Source organism: Streptomyces profundus (genome assembly GCF_020740535.1).
GTDB lineage: Bacteria > Actinomycetota > Actinomycetes > Streptomycetales > Streptomycetaceae > Streptomyces > Streptomyces profundus.
Genome location: NZ_CP082362.1, coordinates 4,672,351 through 4,691,502 on the forward strand (window position 1 = coordinate 4,672,351; position 19,152 = coordinate 4,691,502).

Consider the following 19,152-nt stretch of genomic DNA (forward strand, 5'->3'; position numbering starts at 1 on the left):
TTCTCCGGTGTTCCCCGTCGCTCCCCGGCTGTTCCCCGGGGGGCCGGGTGGACGGCACGGGACGTGTCGCCCACCCGTCGGTCCATGCCGCCGTCAGTCCCCGACGGCGAGTGTCCGCGCCCGCTCGCGCAGGACCCGCTTGAGGACCTTGCCGGTGATCCCCACCGGGATGCTGTCCTCCGCGACGACCACGGCACCGGCGACCTCGGGCAGCCCGTGTTTGGTCAGCGCCGCGTTCACCCACGCCGTGGGGTCCGCCGGCGGGGTCGCCCCCTCGACCAGGTTGAGCAGCAGGTACGTCTCCGCGACGCCCTCGTCCTCCCAGCCGAACCGCACCCCCTCGTCGGCCAGGCCGACCACCGTGCAGTCCCGGATCTCCTCGTACTCGCCCAGCAGCAGCTCCTCCGTGTACGCGCTGTAGACGAAGCCGTCGGCGGTGCGGATGGCGTCGGTCGTGCGGTCCAGGTGGTAGAAGTTGTTGCCGCCGTCCCGGTACACCAGGTCGCCGGTGAGGAAGTAGCCGGCCAGCCACTGCTGGTGCCAGCGCACGTTGTCGTTCCAGAACCCGGGCGTCAGCGACCTCGACCTGACCCCGAGCCGGCCCACCTGGCCGGGCGGCAGCACCGCCCCTTCCTCCGAGAGCGCCACCGCCTCGGCGAACCGCATGGGGCGCCCGATGCAGCGGCCCATGCTCGGCGCCCCCGGCCGGTGCACGTAGTCGAAGAGGACGTAACCCATCTCCGTCGAGCCGAAGATGTCCAGGAAGATCGCGCCCGGCAGCGTCTTCGGCTTGAGGTCACGGCCCGTCACCGGATGCCGCCCCTTGGCCAACAGCCTCTTGATGTGCACCACATGGGCCGCGTCGCCCGAGGCGTAGAAGCCCTCCACACAGGACAGGTCGCGGTCCGACAGGTCCTCGCCCGCCATCTCCATGAAGGTGTGGGTGAAGCCGAAGACGATCGTCGGACGGTACTTCTCGATCCCGTCCAGCACGGCCTTCCCGCTGGGATCCGTGAAGTGGATCACCGGCGCGCCCAGCACCAGGCCGAGCAGCGTGTTCGACATCGCCGACACATGGTGCCCCGGCAGCGCCAGCAGCCGCGCCCGCGTACTGCAGTCCAGGCCGTCCGACAGCCGGCTCAACGCCCCGTGGAACAGCGTCTCGTGCGTGTGGAAGGCCGACTTGGGGATGCCCGTCGTACCGGACGAGTGCGAGATGAGGATCGGGTCGTTCGGGGCGTGCCGGAACGGGTAGCTCTCGGGGCGGTGCGCCCGGTCCGCCGGCGTGATCTCCGTCTGGAGCGCGACGAACGCCGGCGGCTCCTCGTCCGACAGATGGCCGCGCAGCTCCTGGTGCCAGGGCTCGCGGGTCACGATGCCCACGACCCGCTGCCGCCTGATGTACTCGCGCCGCGTCTCCCGCGGCATGTTCGCGTTCACGAGCGACGCGACCGCCCCGATGCTGGTCAGCGCCAACAGGTTGAGCGCGAAGTCGGTGATCGACGTCGACACGATGGCGACGGCGTCCTTGGCCCGCACCCCGTTGCGCCGGTAGAACCCGGCGTAGGTCGCGACGACCTCCTGAAGCTCGCCGAGCGTCAGCACCTCGGGGTGGTCGCCCGCGGGCGCCTGCCAGGTGCCGTCCAGCCACAGCACCCGCTCGTCCGGCGACCGCCCGTACAGGGGCAGTCGGTGCAGTGCGTTGCCCGCGCCGAGGGCCCGGTCGTCCAGGATCCTCCGGCGCAGCTCCTCGCTGATCATCATGGTGTGCTCTCCAGTTCTTCCGACGAGGTGAGGGGGACGGCCGCGGCGTCGCGCCGCGCGGCGCGGTCGGGCAGGGGTTCGGCGGCTCCCGGGGGCCGTCCCGGGGCCGGGAGCCGAGCCGGTTCCGGCAGCCGCCAGGTGTGCAGCCGGAGCGGGGTGCGGGCGCCGTGGGTGACCACGGCCGTCATCACCTCCGTGGTCGAACCGGGTACGGCGAACCGGTCCGTGCGGCCCGTCCAGGCGCACTCGCTCCCGTCGGCGACCCCGGCCAGGACGCAGCGCACGGCCCCCGGCGGGCGGTGCAGCCGGACCTGGCGGGCGCCCCGCGACAGCCCTCGCCCGGTCGCCTTGACCGCCGCCTCCAGCAGCGTCCAGGCCGAGAAGAACGTCTCGGGCTCCCGGAACGCGCCCAGGGTGTGCACCCCCGGGTAGAACGTCCGCAGCACCCTCGCCGGTGACCGCACCGGGCGCAGCACCTCGACGTCCACGCCGACCCTGGCGCCCCGGCCCACCGCGACCAGCAGCACGCCGGCCGTGATCGACCAGCTGACCGACCGGTCCTGATGGTCCAACAGCACCGGCCCCCCGCCCGGCGCCGTGGCGATCCGCACCTCGCCCGGTGCCTCGCCCAGCACATGCCCCAGCACCACGCGGATCGCCGAGCGGCCCCGGACGTAGGCGACGGCCGCCTCGGGGCGCAGGAACCGCTCGGCGCGCCGCTCCTCCCGGGGCGAGAGGTGGGCGCGGCAGCCGGCGTCGTCCCAGACGGTGTGCGCGGTGTCGTCGAGGGCGACGAGCCAGCCCTCCACCCCGGCGCTCATCCGCCCGCCGCCCGGACGACCTGGCCCGTCGTGAACACCAGCGGTTCCCGCTCGGGCCGGGAGCCCAGCAGCCGTACCTCGCCGAGCGCGGGCCGCATCGCGACCACGGCGACGGTGCGTTCACGGCGGATGTCGCCGTTGTCCGGCACGAAGATCGGCGGGGTCGACAGCAGGCCGAGGTGGTCGACGGCCGGGGCGTCGTCCGGGAGCGCCCTCAGGCGCACGGCGCACGCCTCAAGGCGGCGCAGCGAACCGTTCTTGGCGAACACGTTCAGCTCGTCGCGCGGCACGAAGTCGGGGTGCAGGAAGTGGTTGGTATGAGCCAGCGTGGTGTCGTGGACGATCCGCAGCCGGCCGTCCATCGACTCCGCCCAGGCCGCGCCGTGCCTGTCGCACAGCATCAGCGAACGGGAACTCGCGAGCCGCAGCCCCTGGAGGAGGTCGAGCGCCTCGGCCACGGAACCGGCCCGGTCCAGCAGGTGACGCACCGCCAGGTACGGCGGTATCCCCGGCCCCCACGGCCCGCCGAGCACCAGGTTGATGCCGACGGCGAGGCCGTCGCTGTTCATGCCGAGGTAGCCAAGCAGCCCGCCGAAGCTCAGCATCAGCACCTCGCGCGGCGAGCCGGTCGCGCGCAGCGAAAGGAACGCGGTCTGGTCGTCGAGGTCGCCGCTGAGGTCGACCGTCTGCGCGAGGGTGGTGTGCCGGCCGGCGACCCGCGCGTAGGTGGTGCAGTCGCCCTGGGGGCGGCGGGTGCTGCGGTAGCCGAGGACCTCGCGGCGCACCTGGAGCAGCAGGGCCTCGTCCTCCGTGAGGCCGGCCCCGTCGGCGAGGCCGCGGATCTCCTCGGCCAGGTCGGGGACGCCCGCCGCGATCGCCGTCCGGAACGCCCCGAGGGGCGGCGCCAGCGAGGCCGGCGACACGGGGTGGTCCAGCAGATGGTTCAGCCTGGCGACCCCGTCGTCCAGGAACGCGCGCAGCGCGCCGGCTCGGGCGGCCCCGTGCTGACGGCCCAACTCGTACGGGTCACCGCTCAGTTGGAGGAACGGGATGGCCGCGTCCGTGGTCATGGCCGCACCTCGGTGGCCGTGCCGGTGTTCATCCGATCCGTCTCCTTCGACGTCACGCGTGGGGTGGCACCTGGCCCCGGGACCTTCCGGAGCAGGACGCCGTGCCGGACGCCCGGCACGCTGGAGGCCAGCAGGCAGAGCCCGTCGGGCTCCGCCTCTCCGGAGGCCACCAGGTCGGCGAGGTTGATCACCGGGTCGGCGGCGAAGCAGTGGCCGAGCCGCTCGACGTTGCCCATCCGCAACTGCGCGGCCGTGAAGCCCGCCTGCCGCTCCTTCATGGTGATCAGCGGCCTGACCAGGTTGGCCGGGAGCAGCGCCGCGACCTTCTCGTGGGGAATGCCGGTGGCCCGCTCAAGCTCCTCGTTGACGGCGATCGCGAGCCGTGCGTCGATCTGGTCCCGCACCCCCAGCACCGCCGGGTCCTGCGCCGAGGCCGAGGCGAGCACGGCGAACGTGTCGGGGCCCGGCTCGTCCGCGCTCACCAGGCAGCTCGCCGCGCCGTCGCTGAACAGCGCGAACTTCTCCAGCCGCACGGACTCGTCCGCGATCCGGTCGGCGGTGACCACCAGCACCCGCCGGTGGCCGCCGGCGGCCACCAGACAGCGGGCCAGATGCAGCGCGGCGAGCAGGTTGTTGCAACGGTTGAGCGTCATCCCACAGGTGAACGCCGTCTTCCGCAGGCCGAGGCCGTCGAGCACGGCGCCCACGAACCCGGCGTGGTCGTCCACCGACCTCGGGAAGGAGTTGGTACAGAGGATCAGCCCGTCGACCGAGTCCCGCTCCACGCCGGCCGCGGCGAGGGTGGCCTCGCCGCTGGCGACCGCCAGCTCCGCCGGGGTGCGCTCGGTGCGGAAGAAGCTGCCCCAGCCCCAGGTCGCGGGGGCCATCGGGATGGCGAAGTGCGCCACGCGGGCCGCCAGGCCCTCGACGGCGGTGTACGGTTCCTCGATCTCGCCCAGGACATAGCGGGGTGCGGTGAGGAAGACCGGTGAAAGGTTCATCCGTCCATTTCTTCCGTCTGGGGTCCGCTCGGGGATTCCGGGGGACAGGGCCTACCCGGTGAGCCGGACGATCGCGCGGGCCTCGCTCAGCACCCTGGTGCCGCCGGCGGCGACCACGAGGTCGACGCGGATGTGGTCCTCGTCGATCCGGGCGGCGATCCGGCCCCGCACCTCGACCGAGGCGCCCTCGGCGGTGTCGGGGACGAACACCGGCCGGCTGAAGCGGGTGCGGTACTCCACCACGGCACCCGGGTCGCCCGTCCAGTCGGTGACGGTGCGGGCGGCGATCGCCATGGTGAGCATGCCGTGCGCGATCACCTCGGGCAGCCCGGCCTCCCGCGCCACCCGCGGGTTCCAGTGGACGGGGTTGAAGTCCTCCGACGCACCCGCGTACCGCACCAGGCCGCCACGGGTCACCGTGACCTTCCTGACCGGGAGTTCGGTGCCGACCTCGATCCGCTCGGCGTCCGTCACGCGGATCCACCGCCTTCCACGGCGCTCAGGGAGACGAAGGTCATGTGCAGGGCGACGACCGGCTCCCCGTCCTCGTCGGCGACATCGGCGCGCAGGCTCAGCACGTCCTTGCCGCGCAGCCGCTTCGCGCCCGTGATCCCCACCGTGGTCACCAGCCGGTCACCGGCCCTGACCGGGCGGGTGTACTCGAAGCGCTGCTCGCCGTGGATCAGATAGGTCGGGTCGAAGCCGATGTCCTCATAGCTGAACACCTCGTCCATCGCCCGCATGGCCACGACGAACGGGAAGGTCGGCGGCGCGGGGACGGCCGGGTGGCCGAGGTCCTTGGCCGCGCGGAGGTCGGTGTAGACGGGGGCCGGGTCGCCCACGGCCTCGGCGAAGCGGCGGATCGTCTCCGCCTCCACTGGGTAGGGGCGCGCGGGCGGGTACGTCGTGCCCACGCAGCCCGGATTCAACGCCACGTCGCTGTCGCTCCATCGGGTAGCGGTCGGATGAGGGCTCGTTGTCGGGTGCGCTGCTCAGTCGTCCCAGTGCTTGAGGACCTGGTGGCGGATGTCGGACGGGTACGCCTGGGCGAAGGAGCTGTGCCGCAGACGGCCGTCGCCCCAGGCGGGCAGCAGCCCGTCATGGACGACGCTGGGGCCGCGCATCGCCTTGCGCTCGTCCTCCCCGTAACAGGCCATGAACGGCAGGACCACGGCGTCCCAGGAGTAGCGGCGGTCCCTCGGATGCAGCCGGGTGCCCAGCGCCCACAGCAGGTCGGCCTCGTCGGACGGGTCGATGTCGTCGTCCAGGACGTAGGTGACCGGCATCATCGCGCTGGGCCCGCCGCTGTTGTGGATGACCTCCCCGATGCGCCGGGTGAACTCGCCGGTGTCCACGCCGGGCAGCTTCGACCGCCAGTCGTCGGGCACGGTCACCACCGTCCAGTGCATGGCGGCCGGGAACGGCATCCACGCCGTCGTCACCGGCAGGCCCGCGCGCCGCAGCGCGTGCAGCACGTTCGCGGCCCGCCCCGTGCCGGTGACGGTGTGGTACTCGTCGGCCGGCCGGCCCTCGGGGACGATCGGCCAGATCGGCTCGGAGCGGTGGGTGATCGCCTCGACGGTGTAGACGGGCTGGAAGGAGGACTGCGTGGACACATAGCCGGCGTACTCGCCGAACGGCCCCTCAAGGCTGTCGCGGCCCGTCGACACATGGCCCTCGATGACGACCTCGGCGTGCGCCGGCACCTCGAGGTCGACCGTCTCGCAGCGCACCACGTCGACCGGCTCCCCGTGCAGCGCGCCGATGTACCCCGCCTCGTCCACCCCGCGCGGCAGCGGGATGCCGCCCACGAAGGGGATCGCCGGGGCGCCGCCCTGCACCAGCGCGTACGGCATCGGCTCGCCGCGCTCGGCCCAGGCCTGCCAGACGAGGCCGAGGTGCTGCGGCGGCATCACCAGGCCCGTCATCCGCTTCCCGTCGAGCATCATGATCCGCGAGATCGACCAGTTGACCCATGCCCCGTCGGGCGTCCTGGCGATGATCACGCCCCAGGTGTTGAGATAGGAGCCGCCGTCCTTCTCGTGGATCCGGGGGACGGCGAACCGGTCGAGGGTCGCGTCGTCGCCGAGCAGCACGTTCTCCTTGCACGGCGCGCCCTCGCGCGCCACCGTCCGTGGTGGCACGGGCGGGGCGTCACGGGTGCGGACCAGATGGTCGACCAGCTGGGCCGCCCCCGTCTCGGCCGGCAGCCCCACCGAGAGGGCGAGCCGCGCCAGCCGCATGTCGGGCCTGGAGCTGACGCCCGCCGGCGCGCCGAACATCCGCATCCCGATCCGGTCCTCGGCGATCCGGGTGAACAGCGGCGCGGGGGAGCGGATCTCGTAGCTGCGCCGGGTGATCGCCGCCGCCTCCAGGTCCGCGCTCACGGGCCGGTCGACCCTCCGGATGTCGCCGAGGGCGTCGAGGGCGTCGATGTAGTCACGCAGGTCGGTGAAGTGGCTCATGCGCACGGCCCTCCCGGTCGTTCACGGTCGTGGAGCGGTGGTCGCGCCCGGTCGCGGCGAGGGCGGGCGCGTCGTGACGCAACCCCTCCCAGCGGCGGGCGCGGCCCGAGTCGACGCCGAACTGGTCGAGGACGCGGGCGACGACGTGGTCGACCATGTCGTCCACGGTCGAAGGGCGGTTGTAGAAGGTCAGCATCGGCGGCAGCACCACGGCGCCCCGGCGCGAGAGCGCGAGCAGGTTCTCCAGATGGACGTCCCCGAGCGGCGTCTCGCGCGGCACCAGCACCAGTCGCCGGCGTTCCTTGAGGGTGACGTCCGCGGCACGCGCGATCAGCCCGTCGGCGTACCCGGTCCTGATCGCGGCGAGCGTCTTCATGCTGCACGGCATCACGATCATGCCGTCCACGCGGAACGACCCCGAGGCGATCGCCGCCCCCTGGTCGTCGGGGGAGTAGCCGACGTGCGCGAGCTCGGTGACCGCGCCGGCGCCGAGCCCGGTCTCCGCCCGCAGCGTGGTGCGCGCCCACCGGCTGATGACCAGATGAGTCTCCACCTCCGGGTGGAGGCGCAGCTCCTGGAGCAGCCGCACCCCCAGCACGGCCCCGGTCGCCCCGGTCACGGCCACGACGAGTCGCATCGCGTTCCCTCCTCGCCTCAGGGCTTCAGGCAGGCGCGGAAGCGGCAGACGGACGCCCCTTCGCGCATGCACTCGACGACCTCGTCAGCGGCCCGCACCCCGATGCCCTCGAACCAGCCGGCGCGCAGCTCCAGGCACGGGCACTGGTAGCCGGCGAGGGAGTTGCTCGCCTTCAGCATCCGCAGCGCGAAGTGCTCGCTGATGACGGTCTCCCAGGTGTCGCCCTCGAACCCGCCCGACTCCAGCCGGACCATCGCCCGCGTGAACATCAGCCCAGCCAGGGCCTCCAGCGCCTCGGCCACCTCCTCCGAGGTCGCCCCGGCCGCCGTGGGGTGCTGCCGGGAGTACAGGGTCGCGACGCGGCGCGCCACGAACCGCATGACCTCGGCGTTGAGTTCGTTGGCGACGTCCTGGCCGAAGCGGTTCTTCACCGCCTGGTACCAGCGGGCGTCGTGCAACCACCAGCCCTGGCGCAGCAGGGCGATCTCCTTGGCCGGCGGCAGGTCCCGCGTGGTCTCCGTCATGCCGGCTCCCCGGCGGACACGAGCAGCGCCTCGGCGCTGTCGGGACGGTCGTCCCGCACGGCGAGCTCGACCAGCACCAGCAGGACGTTCTCGGTGTCGCCGTCCTCGATGAGCAGCCGCGCCAGGTCCATGGCCTCGGTCAGCGGTTCGCCGGCGGGGCTGACGCAGATGACGGCCCCGCCGAGATCCCAGCGGGCCGAGACCAGGCCGAGCACGGCGCTCGGCACCGACTGGTAGAACAGCAGCGGCGACGCCTTGGTGCCCTCGTCGACCGAGCCGGTGACGGCGGCCTCGGTGGCCATGTCGCCGAGCCTGGACACCAGCACCATCGCCGTCGACTCGCCCTGCCCCGCGGGTAGGGGCGGCTCGTGGTGGCGCTGTCCCAGACACCGGTCGGCGACATGGGCGATGATCGGCGCGAACGGGGAGGCGGTGAAGCCGGGCAGGTCGGGCGGGCGTGGGCCGCTCTCGGCGGACCAGCTCGCCCGTGCGAGCACGGTGAGGGGCGTGGTCGGATTCGCTGCGGTCGTCATGCGGCACTCACCACCAGCGCGGTGTTGGCTCCCCCGAACGCGGCGTTCAGGCTGAGCACATGGCGTGCCGTCACCTGCCGGGGGGAGTCGAGGACGAGGTCGAGCCGGCAGTCGGGGTCGGGGCCCAGATAGCCGGAGTTGACGGGCAGGCTGCCAAGTTCCAGCGCGAGCAGGCAGATCACGAGCTCGACCAGGCCCGCGGCCTGGAGGGCGTGTCCGTGCATCGACTTGGTCGAGCTGACCGGGACGCGCTCGGCGTGCTCCCCGAAGGCCCGGTGCAGGGCGGCGGTCTCGGCGGCGTCGTTGTAGGGCGTGCCGGTGCCGTGCGCGTTGACGTAGTCGAGGTCGCCCGGGGTGAGGCCGGCCCGGTCCAGGGCGCGGCTGATCGCGCGGGCCATGCCCAGGCCCCGCGGGTGCGGCTGACACACGTGGTGGGCGTCGCCCGCCATGCCCCAGCCGGTGAGCTTCGCCAGGGGGCGCATCCCGGTCCGGCTGTCGACGGCCTCAAGCACCACGGCGCCGGCCCCGTCGCCCAGCAGCAGCCCCTTGCGTCCGGAGCTGAAGGGGCGTAGCCGCCCGTCGGGGGCGAGGGCCCGGCCCGCGTTGAAGGTGGTGAAGGACTCCGCGTCCACGAGATGCCCGGCGGCGACGACCACCCGGTCGTTGCGCCCGGAGGAGATCAGCAGCGCGGCCTCGGCGACGGCGGTGCTGGCGGCGACACAGGCGTTGATGTACGTCCGCCCGGCGCCGCCGAGGCCCAGCTCCTCGGAGAGCCAGCGCGCGGTGTCGCCGATCGGGCGGGACTCCTGTTCCGCGCGCGGCAGTCGGGACACCGCCGGGTCCGCGTGCCGGGCCATCACCAGGGGCGCGTCCGCGCGCTCGCTCGCCGAGAGCCCGGCCTGTTTGAGCGCCTCCTCGGTGAGCGCGCGGAGTTCCGTGTCGAGTTCGAGCCCCGGGTCGGCCTGGGCGGCGATCCCGACCCGGTAGCGGCTGGTGTCGAACCGGGTCACCGGCACGAACGCCGGCTCGCCCGACCAGATGCCGGCGCGCAGCGCGTCGACGCCCTGCCCGTATCCGGTGGTGACCGCCATTCCGGTGACGGCGACCTCCCGGCCGGTCCGGTCCGGTGGGTGTGCAGTGTTCACCTGAAGCCTCCTGGAAATTCCGTCGGCGTCGGAGCGGCGGGCCGAAGAAGCGTGGGCGGCCGGAATCCGCCGCTCGCGTCCGCGCGGTTCATGAGGTTCGGAACCAAAACAAGAACGGAATTCAACATTTCGCGGTTCAACCACACACGCCCGTTCACCTCTCCACCTGCGACGGTGTGCTCCCCGGCCCGCTGGGAAGTGCGAGGGAACACGTCATCGAACATGTCAGTGCCCCATTCCCATACCGCCGTCGACCGGGACCACCGCGCCCGTGATGTAGGAGGCCTGTTCGGAGGCGAGGAATTCCACCGCGGTGGCCACTTCCTCCGGCGTCGCCATTCTGCCGAGTGGGATCTGCCCGACGATCCGGCCCCGCTGGGTCTCCGACAGAGCCGTGCTCATCGCCGTGTCGGTGAGCCCGGGGGCCACCACGTTCACCAGCACCCCGCGCGGCGCGAACTCGCGCGCCAGGGAGCGGGCCATGCCGATCAACCCCGCCTTGGACGAGCCGTAGTTGACCTGTCCCGCCACCCCGCTCAGCGCCGCGGTCGAGGACACGATCACCACCCGGCCCGCCGGCGCCCGCATCAGGCCCTTCGCCGCGCGCCTGACCACCCGGTACGTTCCGGTGAGGTTGGTGTCGATCACCGAGGTGAAGTCCTGCTCCGACATCCGGATCAGCAGCTTGTCCCGGGTGATGCCGGCGTTCGCCACCAGCACCTCCACCGGCCCGTGTGCGGCCTCGACCCTGGTGAACGCCTCGTCCACCGCCGTGGCGTCCAGCACGTCGCACCGCACGGCCAGCAGGTCGCTCGGCGGCTCGCCCGAGCGGTAGGTCACCGCGACCCGGTCACCGCCCGCACGCAGTCGCCGGGCCACGGTAAGGCCGATGCCGCGATTCCCGCCGGTTACCAGGACAGATCGACTCATGCGAAAAATCTCCAGCCTGATGGTCGTGAAGAAGTGAAGCGCCCGGCCCGACGTGCGGGCCGTCGGAATGCGCCCTTGCTCTTGGGGAGAATCGGTTCCGCACCGCGCGGTCAATGAAGTCTCATCGCAAAGGGCCGCGCCTGCTACGGCTTCCGCTGTGCCTCGGCTGTGCCTTGGCGCCTGGCCGGCGCACGGGGCACACCGGAGGCACGTTTGACGGCGTGCCAGGCCCGCTTTCGGGCCGCGCCGCGGGAATACCGAAAACGCGTTCGGCCGCCCGACACCGATGTGTTCGGTGTCGGGCGGCCGAATACGCCGCCGTGCCGTGGCCGGGCCCGCACCGGCCCGGCGCGGGTCAGACGGGGGCCGCCAGCAGGCTCTGGACCTCCGGCAGATGCGCGTACGCCCGCAGCGCGATCCTTACCCGCTCGGACGCCGCCGCCCGGATGCCGCCGAGCAGCGTGTTCGCCCTGGCGACCGACTCCGCCCCGCCGGCCGCGTCCCCGAGCGCGACCTGTGCCTCGGCGGCCCGCAGCAGATACAGCGAGCGCACCGACGGCGGCAGCTTCAGCTGCGGTGTCCGCTCGGTCAGCACCGGCTCGAAGCATCTGATCGCCCGGTCGGGCCGGCCCAGTTCCAACAGGGACACCCCCTCCATCAGCTGGAGCCAGCGGTCGCAGCGGATCGGCAGGATCGGCGTGGGCTCGTGGTGCGGCGCCCTGGCGAGCGCCGTGCGGCCAGCGAGGAGCGCCCGGCGGCGGCCGAGGTCGTCGCCGCGCTGGGCGTGCACCCGGGCGATCTGCGCGTGCATCAGCGTCGGCAGCGCCGGGTCCTGCACGGGGGTGCCGCAGCGGCGCAGCAACGTCCGGGCGGCCGTGAGGAGTTCGGTGGCCTCCTCGTGGAGGTGCAGATCGAGGTACTGGGCGGCGTGCAGGGTCATGAGCGCCGAGGCGACCTCGGCGTCACCGGCGGCCGTGGCACAGCGCAGCCCCGCCACGTAGTACCGCTGGGCGTTGACATGCTCGCCCTGGAGGCGGGCGATGAAACCGCACAGGGACAGGCCCTCGGCCGCCACCGTCAGCAGGCCGCGGCCGTCGTCCTTCAGCATGTCGGGGTCGGCGGCGAAGTGGTCGGCGAGCTGGCGCAGTTCCTGTTCGCTGGCGGGCACGAGCCAGCCGGCGGTGAAGCGGCCCGCGAACGTGTGCAGGGTGCGCAGCCGGGTGCACGCCTGGAGGACGGAGCCCAGCGTGGCGGTCGAGAAGCGCGAACCCAGCCGGCCCGCCCGGCTCGGCGGGGGCGGTTCTGGGGCTCTGGCCAGGGCCTCCTTCATGGCGTCGAGCCAGTTCTCCGCGAGCGACTTCGCCGCCCAGCCGGTCGCCAGGAGGTAGCCCTGCTGGGTCTGTTGGCGTGCGGCGACGGCGTCCCTGATCGCGTCGGGGACGGTGGCCGTGGTCCAGGGGAACTCCAGTTGACGGGCGTCGCCGTGGGCCAGGTGCAGCCAGTCGGGCCAGACCAGTCGGTCGACGTCCGCCTCGGGCACGGCGTGGATGTGGGCGATGGCGAGTTGCGCGGTCCGCTCGGGGACGGCCCGGCCGGCCTCCCAGCGGGCGACCTTCTCCCGGCGTGCCGCCATGTGGCCAAAACCCAACTCGGCGTGGGTCGCGGCGATCAGACGCGCGTACTCGCCATGCGTGTAGCCGGCCTTCTTCCGGAGGGCGGCGAGAGGATGCCGGTGCCGGCGGGGCGTTGCCGTACTTCGGTCTTCTCGGTGCATCGGGAAGGTGTGCTCCTCTCGGTGACACGTTTCGCTTGAGCCGGTGGGGGATTCGGTCGGCTCGGGCGGGACCCCGAATCGGCCGGACCGTCAAAGGTGCGATGTCCACGGAGCGCACCACGGACGCGGTGCGCGGGCTGAGCGGAATCGGAACAAACGTTCCGCCGCGGGGTCACTGGGGTGAGGAGCGAAAGGCTCGACTGTTCGTAATCATACGGTTACCAGACCGTGATGACGGTAGCGGGTCGTATGGGTCGAACGGGAAGAGGATTTTCGGCCGATGCCGAATGTTCAGGCGTGACCTTCATGACGGACGAGCACATCTGCCCGGCGTATCCCAGGAAATCGCCAAACCGCCTACCGAATCGGGCGATAGGGGGGCGCGGTAACTCGCCTGTAGCATTGCCTGTACGCGGACCCTACCAGCTGGTACCTTTCGGGCCGTCAGCACCCGGCCTCCGCTGTGCCGCGTGTCCCCGCAGCCGTGCCGAGAAGAAGGAGCCGCCGTGCGCGAGTTCAGCGTCCCGGCTTTATACGATGTGCCGCCCGACGGCAATCTCACGGACATCGTCATCCGTAACGCCGCAGAGCACCCCGACCGCGCCGTGCTCGCCCGCAAGGTCGCGGGGAAGTGGCAGGATGTCACGGCCACCACGTTCCTGGCCGAGGTCAGCGGGGTGGCCAAAGGGCTGATCGCCGCTGGTGTCCGGCCGGGCGACAGGGTCGCCCTCATGTCCCGCACCCGCTACGAGTGGACGCTGCTGGACTTCGCGATCTGGTACGCGGGCGGCGTCTCCGTCCCCGTGTACGAGACCTCCTCCGCCGAACAGGTCGAGTGGAACCTCAGCGACTCCGGCACCGTCGCCTGCATCGTCGAGACGGCCGACCACCAGGCCATCCTGGACGAGTTGCGGCCGAGGCTCCCGCTGTTGAAGAACCTCTGGGGGATCGACGCCGGCGGCATCGCCGAACTCACCGCCGCCGGCCGTGAGGTGACGGACGAGCAGGTGACGGCGGCGGCCAAGGCCGCCCGCGCGGACTCCGTGGCCACCATCAACTACACCTCGGGCACCACCGGCCGTCCCAAGGGCTGCGTCCTCACCCACGGCAACTTCCTCGCCGAGTGCGGCAACACGATCGCCCGCAACGCCCCGCTGTTCCGGGACGACTCCTCGATCCTCCTCTTCCTGCCGCTCGCGCACGTCCTGGCCCGCGTGGCCCAGGTCAACGCGATGATGGCCCCGATAAAGCTGGGCCACGTCAGCGACGTCAAGGATCTCACCGAGGAACTGAGCCAGTTCCGGCCGACGTTGCTGCTCGGCGTGCCCCGCGTGTTCGAGAAGGTCTACAACTCGGCGCGCGCCCAGGCCCGCGCCGGCGGCAAGGGGAAGATCTTCGAGGTCGCCACCGACACCGCCATCGCCTACAGCCGCGCCCAGGAGACCCCGTCGGGCCCGGGCGTCGGCCTGAAGCTCAAGCACAAGGTCTTCGACCGGCTCGTCTACGGCAAGCTGCGCGCGGTCCTCGGCGGACGCACCACGCACGCCATCTCCGGCGGGGCCGCCCTCGGCGAGCGCCTCGGCCACTTCTACCGAGGGCTCGGCCTCACCGTCCTGGAGGGCTACGGCCTCGCCGAATCCTGCGCCGCCACCACGGTCAACCCCTGGGACCACCAGAAGATCGGCACGGTCGGCCCGCCGCTGGCGGGCAGCGGGGTCCGCATCGCCGAGGACGGCGAGGTGCTCCTCAACGGTCAGCACATATTCGAGGGCTACTGGAACAACGAGAAGGCGACCGCCGAGGCCCTGGTCGATGGCTGGTTCCACACCGGCGACCTGGGCTCCCTCGACGACGAGGGCTATCTCAGCATCACCGGCCGCAAGAAGGAGATACTGGTCACCGCCGGGGGCAAGAACGTCGCCCCCGCCGTCATCGAGGACCGGATCCGCTCGCACGCCCTGGTCGGCGAGTGCATGGTGGTCGGCGATGGCAAGCCCTTCGTCGGCGCCCTCGTCACCCTGGACGCCGAGTTCCTGCCCCGCTGGGCCAGCCAGCACGGCAAGCCGGCGGACACCCCCGTCGCCCAACTGCGTGAGGATCCCGACCTGCTCGCCGAGATCCAGCGCGCCATCGACGACGGCAACGCCATGGTGTCCAAGGCGGAGTCGGTCCGCAAGTTCCGCATCCTGGACGTCCAGTTCTCCGAGGCGTCCGGCCACCTCACCCCGTCGCTCAAACTGAAGCGGGCCGTGGTGTTCCGGGACTACGCCCAGGAGATCGAAGCCATCTACACCTCCTGACCCGCCCCGCCCGAGCGCCGACAGCACACGAGGGGTCCACCGCCCACACCGGGCCGGTGGCCCCCTCGTCTCGGTGACCTTCAAGCGAAGACAACAACCCGCCTTCGAGGCCGTCCGCGACGTGCTGGGAGCGGCTGTCGAGGCGCAACAGAGGGCCGCGTCCGTGAGTCCGCCCACCGTGGGACCGTGGATCGCCGACGAACTCGCCAAGCTCGCCCCGCTCGGCCGGCCGAGCGTCGTCCCGTCGGGCGGGGCCGACGCCTCGGGTGAGGCGTCGCGTTGTCGCAGCCCCACCAGGACCGGTTGAGGGACGGGCCCCGGTGTGGCGGGGCCCGTCCCGGTGGGTGTCGGGTCAGTCGCGGGAGGGGGTGTCGGCCGGTTCGAAGAGGACCGCGTCGGCGACGGTGTAGCCCGGGGCCTCGGCGGAGAGCTCCAGGGTCTGGCCGGCGCCGGCGGTGAAGTCGTAGGTGCCGAGCAGGTTCCAGTCACAGCCGCCGGCGCGTTGGTCCACGGTCAGTTCGGCGGTGCCGCCGTCGTGTTCCACGCTCACCGGCGCGGCCGACGCGCGGTTGGGGTCGGGTGCCCACCACATGTAGACGTTGTACCGTCCGGAGGCGGGCAGTTCGGGGGTGTAGGTCGCGCTGCGGCCCGGCGCGGCCTCGGGCCCGCCGTCGTGCCGGTAGTCGGTGCCGTAGAAGCCGTGGGCGGTGTCGCCCGTGACCCAGTCGCCGGTGTCGGCGTAGCCCGGCGAGCCGTTGTCGACCACGATCCCGCTGTGTGACTCGGGGACGCCGAGGTCGTCGCCCGCGCCCGGCGGGTTGTCGACGCCCGGCTGGTTGTGGTCGGAGAGCTGGCTCAGCCAGTCCTGGACGAACTGGCCCTGGTGCTCGCCGCCCATCAGGTTCCAGTCGTGGTCGAACATCTGGGGCTTCCAGTAGTTGTCGAAGACCCAGGCGTTCCAGCTGATCCACGGGCGTGCGTCCAGGTAGTTGCGCAGGCCGACGCCCCAGCACTTGGTGGTGCCGGCGGTGACGGCGTCGCTGTAGTCGCCGACGGGGTTCCAGCCGAACTCGGTGAGGACCACCGGGACCGTCTCGGCCGCGTTCCCGAACCTGGCGTCGAGGTTGGCGACGCTGCTGGGGCCCTGGTTGGGGTAGAGGTGGTAGACGTAGGCGGTGTTGGCGTCGGCGATGGGGTCGGCCGCTGCCTCGTTGACCATGGTCGACCAGTTGGGGCTGCCCATCAGGAGCAGGTTGTTGGGGGCCGCGGCGCGGATCGCGTCCACCACCGGGGTGATGTAGGCCTTCCACGTCGGCCAGTCGGCCGGCGTCAGCGGCTCGTTGTAGACCTCGAAGATCACGTTGGGGACGTCCGCGTACCGAGGGGCGACGTACTCCCAGAACTCCCGCACGACGGACTGCGGGGTGCCGCCCGCCACATCGCCGTAGTTCTGCACGCGGTGGAAGTCGACGATCACATAGATGCCGAGTTCGATCGCCTGTTGGACATAGGGGTCGATGTACTGGGCGAAGTTGTCCTCAAGGGACAGGGAGTCGTTGGGCGCCCACTCGGTGACCGGGAGCCTGAGGACCTTGCTGTGCCAGCCCTGCTCCGCGTCGACGGAGAGGTCGATCATGTCCGCGATGGGCCGGGGCGAGCACTCGGGGCACTCGCTGTTGTGCCGGGGCGCCAGGACCGAGACACCGCGCAGGGTGACGGGGCGGCCCGCCTCGTCGGTGATCTGGTTGCCGTCGACGGACAGCCACTGGACGGCCCGCGCCGAGGGATCGTCGGCGCCGGCGGCCGAGGTTGGCAGGGTGAGGAGGGCGAACGGGAGGAGGAAGGCGGTCAGCAGTCGGAGGAACCTGGGCAGTCTTGACGCTGTGGATGGTGTGGATGGATGCGTGGTCACGCGGCTCTCCTTGCACGGAACGAGGACGTGCTCGGTTGTGGGGGGTGGTGCCGGGTGGTGCGGGGGAGCCTCCCTTCCTCGGGAACGGGGGGGGGAACGGGGGGAGCTGGGGAACGGGGCCCCGGATCAGGGGGTCTGGTTCAACTCCAGCCCGGCGAGGTCGAGTTCGCCCGCGCGGTGGCAGGCGACCGACCGGGAGTCCGCCGCGTCGCCCGGCGGCCGGGCCAGGGCCGGCGGCCGGCCGGCGACGTCGCAGACGCCTGGCCTGGCGTGCGGGCAGCGGGTGTGGAACGAGCAGCCCTTCGGCGGGTGGGCCGGATCGGGCAGGTCGTCGGCGAGCCTGACCCGGCGACCGGTGTCCCGCAGCCGGGGGTCGGGGCGCGGCACGGCGGACAACAGGGCCTCGGTGTAGGGGTGCCGGGGGCGGGCGTACAGCTCGGCGGTCTCGGCGACCTCGGCGATCTTGCCCAGGTACATGACGGCGACCCGGTCGCAGACGCTCTCCACCACCGACAGGTCGTGGGAGACGAAGAGATAGGTGAGGCCCAACTCGTCCTGGAGGTCGCGGAGCAGGTTGAGGATCTGGGCGCGGACGGAGACGTCGAGCGCGGAGACCGGCTCGTCCGCGACGACCAGCCGGGGGCGGACGATCAGGGCGCGGGCGATGTTGACGCGCTGCCGCTCGCCGCCGGAGAAGGCGTGCGGGTAGCGGTGCAGATAGCGGGGGGACAGGCCGACGCGGGTGAGCATCTCGGCGACCCGGTCCTCCAGTTCGGAGCCGGTGGCGATGCCGTAGGAGCGCAGCGGGTCGCCGATGATCTGGAGCAGCGTCATCCGTGGGTTGAGCGAGGAGAACGGGTCCTGGAAGACGACCCGCACCTCCCGCTGGAACGCGCGCAGGGCACGCCCCGAGAGGGTGGCGACCTCCACCGACTGGCCGTCGCTCCGCCGGTAGTGGACGGATCCGGCGGTGGGCGTCAGCACCCGGGCGACGGCGCGCCCCAGGGTGGTCTTGCCGCAGCCGGACTCGCCCACCAGGCCGAGGGTCTCCCCCGGCCGCACGGCCAGGTCCACCCCGTCCACGGCCCGGACCTGGCCGACGGTGCGGCCCAACAGCCCCCGCCGGACGGGGAAGTGGACGGCCACCCCCCTGATGTCCAGGAGGGGTTCGCGTTCCGGTGGCTGGGGGCTCATTCGGGGGCTCCTTCGGTCGGCCGCGTGTGCAGCACACAGCGGACCCGGCGGCCCGGCGCGGTGCTGGTCTCCGGTGGCTCGGCCCGGTCGCAGACCCCCGGCACGGCGTGCGCGCAGCGCGGGTGGAACGGGCAACCGGCGGGGCGCTCCGACGGGTGCGGGACATTGCCGGGAATGGTGGCGAGCCGCTGCCGGTTGCCGGCGCCCATGCGGGGGATCGAGCCGAGCAGGGCCCGGGTGTAGGGGTGTTGGGGATCGTGGAAGACCGCGTCCACCGGCCCCTGTTCGACGACGCGGCCCAGGTACATGACGACCACCTCGTCGGCGATCTCGGCGACCACGCCCAGGTCGTGGGTGATGAACAGCACCGACATGCCGGTCTCCGCCTGGAGTTCCCGCAGCAGGTCGACGATCCGGGCCTGGGTGGTGACGTCCAGCGCCGTGGTCGGCTCGTCGGCGATCAGCAGCGCGGGGTCACAGGCCAGCGCGATGGCGATCATGGCGCGTTGGCACATCCCGCCGGAGAGCTGGAACGAGTAGGCGTCCACGCGCTGTTCGGGGCGCGGGATGCCGACCCGGCGCAGCAGCGAGACGGCGCGTTCCCTGGCCTCGGACCGGCCCAGCGGCAGATGCAGCTGGATGGCCTCGATCAGCTGGGCGCCGATGGTGTACATCGGGGAGAGCGCGGCCATGGGCTCCTGGAAGACCATGGCGATCTCGCCGCCCCGCACGGCGCGCAGCTCGGCGCCCCTGGGGTCGAGCGCCGCCAGGTCGACGGGCCGGTCCCTGCTCTCGGGGTGCCAGTTGACGCTGCCGGCGACGATCCGGCCCGGCTCGTCGACCAGCCCCAGCACGGAGCGGGCGGTCATGCTCTTGCCGCAGCCCGACTCGCCGACCACGCAGACGATCCGCCCGCGCGGCACGGCGAAGCTGACGCCGTCCACGGCACGGACGGTGCCCTCCCGGGTGTGGAAGTGCGTCTTCAGCCCCTCGATCTGAAGCAGCGGGCTCTCGGCGAACGGAACCCGGGGCGGGCTCTCGCTGGTGGTCTCGGTGGTCTCGGTGGTCTCGGTCGTCACCTT

The 19,152-nt window shown here is 72.3% G+C and carries 18 protein-coding genes; 2 read left to right on the plus strand and 16 right to left on the minus strand.

The features are described from left to right. Positions 1–93: 93 nt before the first annotated feature. From K4G22_RS20580 to K4G22_RS20640, 13 genes are all read right to left on the minus strand, one after another. Complete coding sequence (locus tag K4G22_RS20580) at positions 94–1,764, minus strand: class I adenylate-forming enzyme family protein (protein ID WP_228081767.1); 1,671 nt, start codon at positions 1,762–1,764, stop codon at positions 94–96. Next, on the minus strand, positions 1,761–2,585 hold the full coding sequence (locus K4G22_RS20585; protein ID WP_228081768.1) for a 4'-phosphopantetheinyl transferase family protein: 825 nt from the start codon (positions 2,583–2,585) through the stop codon (positions 1,761–1,763). Before K4G22_RS20585 ends, K4G22_RS20580 begins: the two co-directional genes overlap by 4 nt. After that, complete coding sequence (locus K4G22_RS20590; protein WP_228081769.1) at positions 2,582–3,655, minus strand: C45 family autoproteolytic acyltransferase/hydrolase; 1,074 nt, start codon at positions 3,653–3,655, stop codon at positions 2,582–2,584. Before K4G22_RS20590 ends, K4G22_RS20585 begins: the two co-directional genes overlap by 4 nt. Further along, positions 3,652–4,656, minus strand: coding sequence for a beta-ketoacyl-[acyl-carrier-protein] synthase family protein (locus K4G22_RS20595; RefSeq protein ID WP_228081770.1), 1,005 nt, complete (start codon positions 4,654–4,656; stop codon positions 3,652–3,654). The genes K4G22_RS20590 and K4G22_RS20595 overlap by 4 nt, the downstream gene beginning before the upstream one ends. Positions 4,657–4,707: 51 nt before the next feature. Next, positions 4,708–5,130, minus strand: coding sequence for a MaoC/PaaZ C-terminal domain-containing protein (locus K4G22_RS20600; RefSeq protein ID WP_425336728.1), 423 nt, complete (start codon positions 5,128–5,130; stop codon positions 4,708–4,710). Further along, positions 5,127–5,591, minus strand: a complete 465-nt coding sequence (locus K4G22_RS20605; RefSeq protein WP_228081771.1) for an FAS1-like dehydratase domain-containing protein — start codon at positions 5,589–5,591, stop codon at positions 5,127–5,129. Before K4G22_RS20605 ends, K4G22_RS20600 begins: the two co-directional genes overlap by 4 nt. Positions 5,592–5,648: 57 nt before the next feature. Continuing rightward, the gene (locus tag K4G22_RS20610) at positions 5,649–7,121 is read right to left on the minus strand and encodes a UbiD family decarboxylase (protein WP_228081772.1); all 1,473 of its coding nucleotides are present in this window, start codon (positions 7,119–7,121) and stop codon (positions 5,649–5,651) included. Further along, positions 7,096–7,758, minus strand: a complete 663-nt coding sequence (locus K4G22_RS20615) for a UbiX family flavin prenyltransferase (RefSeq protein ID WP_228081773.1) — start codon at positions 7,756–7,758, stop codon at positions 7,096–7,098. The genes K4G22_RS20610 and K4G22_RS20615 overlap by 26 nt, the downstream gene beginning before the upstream one ends. 17 nt (positions 7,759–7,775) lie before the next feature. Then, on the minus strand, positions 7,776–8,282 hold the full coding sequence (locus K4G22_RS20620; protein ID WP_228081774.1) for a hypothetical protein: 507 nt from the start codon (positions 8,280–8,282) through the stop codon (positions 7,776–7,778). Then, the gene (locus K4G22_RS20625; protein WP_228081775.1) at positions 8,279–8,815 is read right to left on the minus strand and encodes a beta-ketoacyl synthase chain length factor; all 537 of its coding nucleotides are present in this window, start codon (positions 8,813–8,815) and stop codon (positions 8,279–8,281) included. The genes K4G22_RS20620 and K4G22_RS20625 overlap by 4 nt, the downstream gene beginning before the upstream one ends. Further along, positions 8,812–9,906, minus strand: a complete 1,095-nt coding sequence (locus tag K4G22_RS20630; RefSeq protein ID WP_228084170.1) for a beta-ketoacyl-[acyl-carrier-protein] synthase family protein — start codon at positions 9,904–9,906, stop codon at positions 8,812–8,814. The genes K4G22_RS20625 and K4G22_RS20630 overlap by 4 nt, the downstream gene beginning before the upstream one ends. 279 nt (positions 9,907–10,185) lie before the next feature. After that, positions 10,186–10,890 carry a 3-oxoacyl-ACP reductase FabG gene (gene fabG / locus K4G22_RS20635; protein ID WP_228081776.1) on the minus strand — a complete coding sequence of 235 codons (705 nt, stop codon included), beginning with the start codon at positions 10,888–10,890 and terminating at the stop codon, positions 10,186–10,188. A gap of 355 nt (positions 10,891–11,245) precedes the next feature. Beyond that, the gene (locus K4G22_RS20640) at positions 11,246–12,664 is read right to left on the minus strand and encodes an NsdA family TPR-like regulatory protein (protein WP_228081777.1); all 1,419 of its coding nucleotides are present in this window, start codon (positions 12,662–12,664) and stop codon (positions 11,246–11,248) included. Positions 12,665–13,170: 506 nt separating this feature from the next. Here K4G22_RS20640 and K4G22_RS20645 point away from each other — a divergent pair. Both K4G22_RS20645 and K4G22_RS20650 read left to right on the plus strand, forming a co-directional pair. Then, positions 13,171–14,964: an AMP-dependent synthetase/ligase gene (locus tag K4G22_RS20645; RefSeq protein ID WP_228081778.1), complete on the plus strand. Its 1,794-nt coding sequence runs from the start codon at positions 13,171–13,173 to the stop codon at positions 14,962–14,964. 73 nt (positions 14,965–15,037) lie between these two features. Continuing rightward, the gene (locus K4G22_RS20650) at positions 15,038–15,271 is read left to right on the plus strand and encodes a hypothetical protein (protein ID WP_228081779.1); all 234 of its coding nucleotides are present in this window, start codon (positions 15,038–15,040) and stop codon (positions 15,269–15,271) included. Positions 15,272–15,316: 45 nt separating this feature from the next. Here K4G22_RS20650 and K4G22_RS20655 read toward each other — a convergent pair whose 3' ends face one another. The 3 genes from K4G22_RS20655 to K4G22_RS20665 all read right to left on the minus strand — a co-directional run bounded on the left by K4G22_RS20655 (position 15,317) and on the right by K4G22_RS20665 (position 19,149). Further along, on the minus strand, positions 15,317–16,876 hold the full coding sequence (locus K4G22_RS20655; RefSeq protein WP_228081780.1) for a cellulase family glycosylhydrolase: 1,560 nt from the start codon (positions 16,874–16,876) through the stop codon (positions 15,317–15,319). 126 nt (positions 16,877–17,002) lie between these two features. Then, a complete protein-coding gene (locus K4G22_RS20660) occupies positions 17,003–18,070 on the minus strand; it encodes an ABC transporter ATP-binding protein (RefSeq protein WP_228081781.1) in 1,068 nt (355 codons plus the stop codon). Next, a complete protein-coding gene (locus K4G22_RS20665; protein WP_228081782.1) occupies positions 18,067–19,149 on the minus strand; it encodes an ABC transporter ATP-binding protein in 1,083 nt (360 codons plus the stop codon). Before K4G22_RS20665 ends, K4G22_RS20660 begins: the two co-directional genes overlap by 4 nt. Between the last annotated feature and the right edge of the window lie 3 nt (positions 19,150–19,152).

What these genes read in the sequence shown, in the direction of transcription:
- fabG (WP_228081776.1), bottom strand. Translation starts at nt 10,890, where the DNA reads ATGAGTCGATCTGTCCTGGTAACCGGCGGGAATCGCGGCATCGGCCTT.
- K4G22_RS20620 (WP_228081774.1), bottom strand. Translation starts at nt 8,282, where the DNA reads ATGACGGAGACCACGCGGGACCTGCCGCCGGCCAAGGAGATCGCCCTG.
- K4G22_RS20640 (WP_228081777.1), bottom strand. Translation starts at nt 12,664, where the DNA reads ATGCACCGAGAAGACCGAAGTACGGCAACGCCCCGCCGGCACCGGCAT.
- K4G22_RS20615 (WP_228081773.1), bottom strand. Translation starts at nt 7,758, where the DNA reads ATGCGACTCGTCGTGGCCGTGACCGGGGCGACCGGGGCCGTGCTGGGG.
- K4G22_RS20630 (WP_228084170.1), bottom strand. Translation starts at nt 9,906, where the DNA reads ATGGCGGTCACCACCGGATACGGGCAGGGCGTCGACGCGCTGCGCGCC.
- K4G22_RS20610 (WP_228081772.1), bottom strand. Translation starts at nt 7,121, where the DNA reads ATGAGCCACTTCACCGACCTGCGTGACTACATCGACGCCCTCGACGCC.
- K4G22_RS20595 (WP_228081770.1), bottom strand. Translation starts at nt 4,656, where the DNA reads ATGAACCTTTCACCGGTCTTCCTCACCGCACCCCGCTATGTCCTGGGC.
- K4G22_RS20590 (WP_228081769.1), bottom strand. Translation starts at nt 3,655, where the DNA reads ATGACCACGGACGCGGCCATCCCGTTCCTCCAACTGAGCGGTGACCCG.
- K4G22_RS20585 (WP_228081768.1), bottom strand. Translation starts at nt 2,585, where the DNA reads ATGAGCGCCGGGGTGGAGGGCTGGCTCGTCGCCCTCGACGACACCGCG.
- K4G22_RS20580 (WP_228081767.1), bottom strand. Translation starts at nt 1,764, where the DNA reads ATGATGATCAGCGAGGAGCTGCGCCGGAGGATCCTGGACGACCGGGCC.
- K4G22_RS20625 (WP_228081775.1), bottom strand. Translation starts at nt 8,815, where the DNA reads ATGACGACCGCAGCGAATCCGACCACGCCCCTCACCGTGCTCGCACGG.
- K4G22_RS20660 (WP_228081781.1), bottom strand. Translation starts at nt 18,070, where the DNA reads ATGAGCCCCCAGCCACCGGAACGCGAACCCCTCCTGGACATCAGGGGG.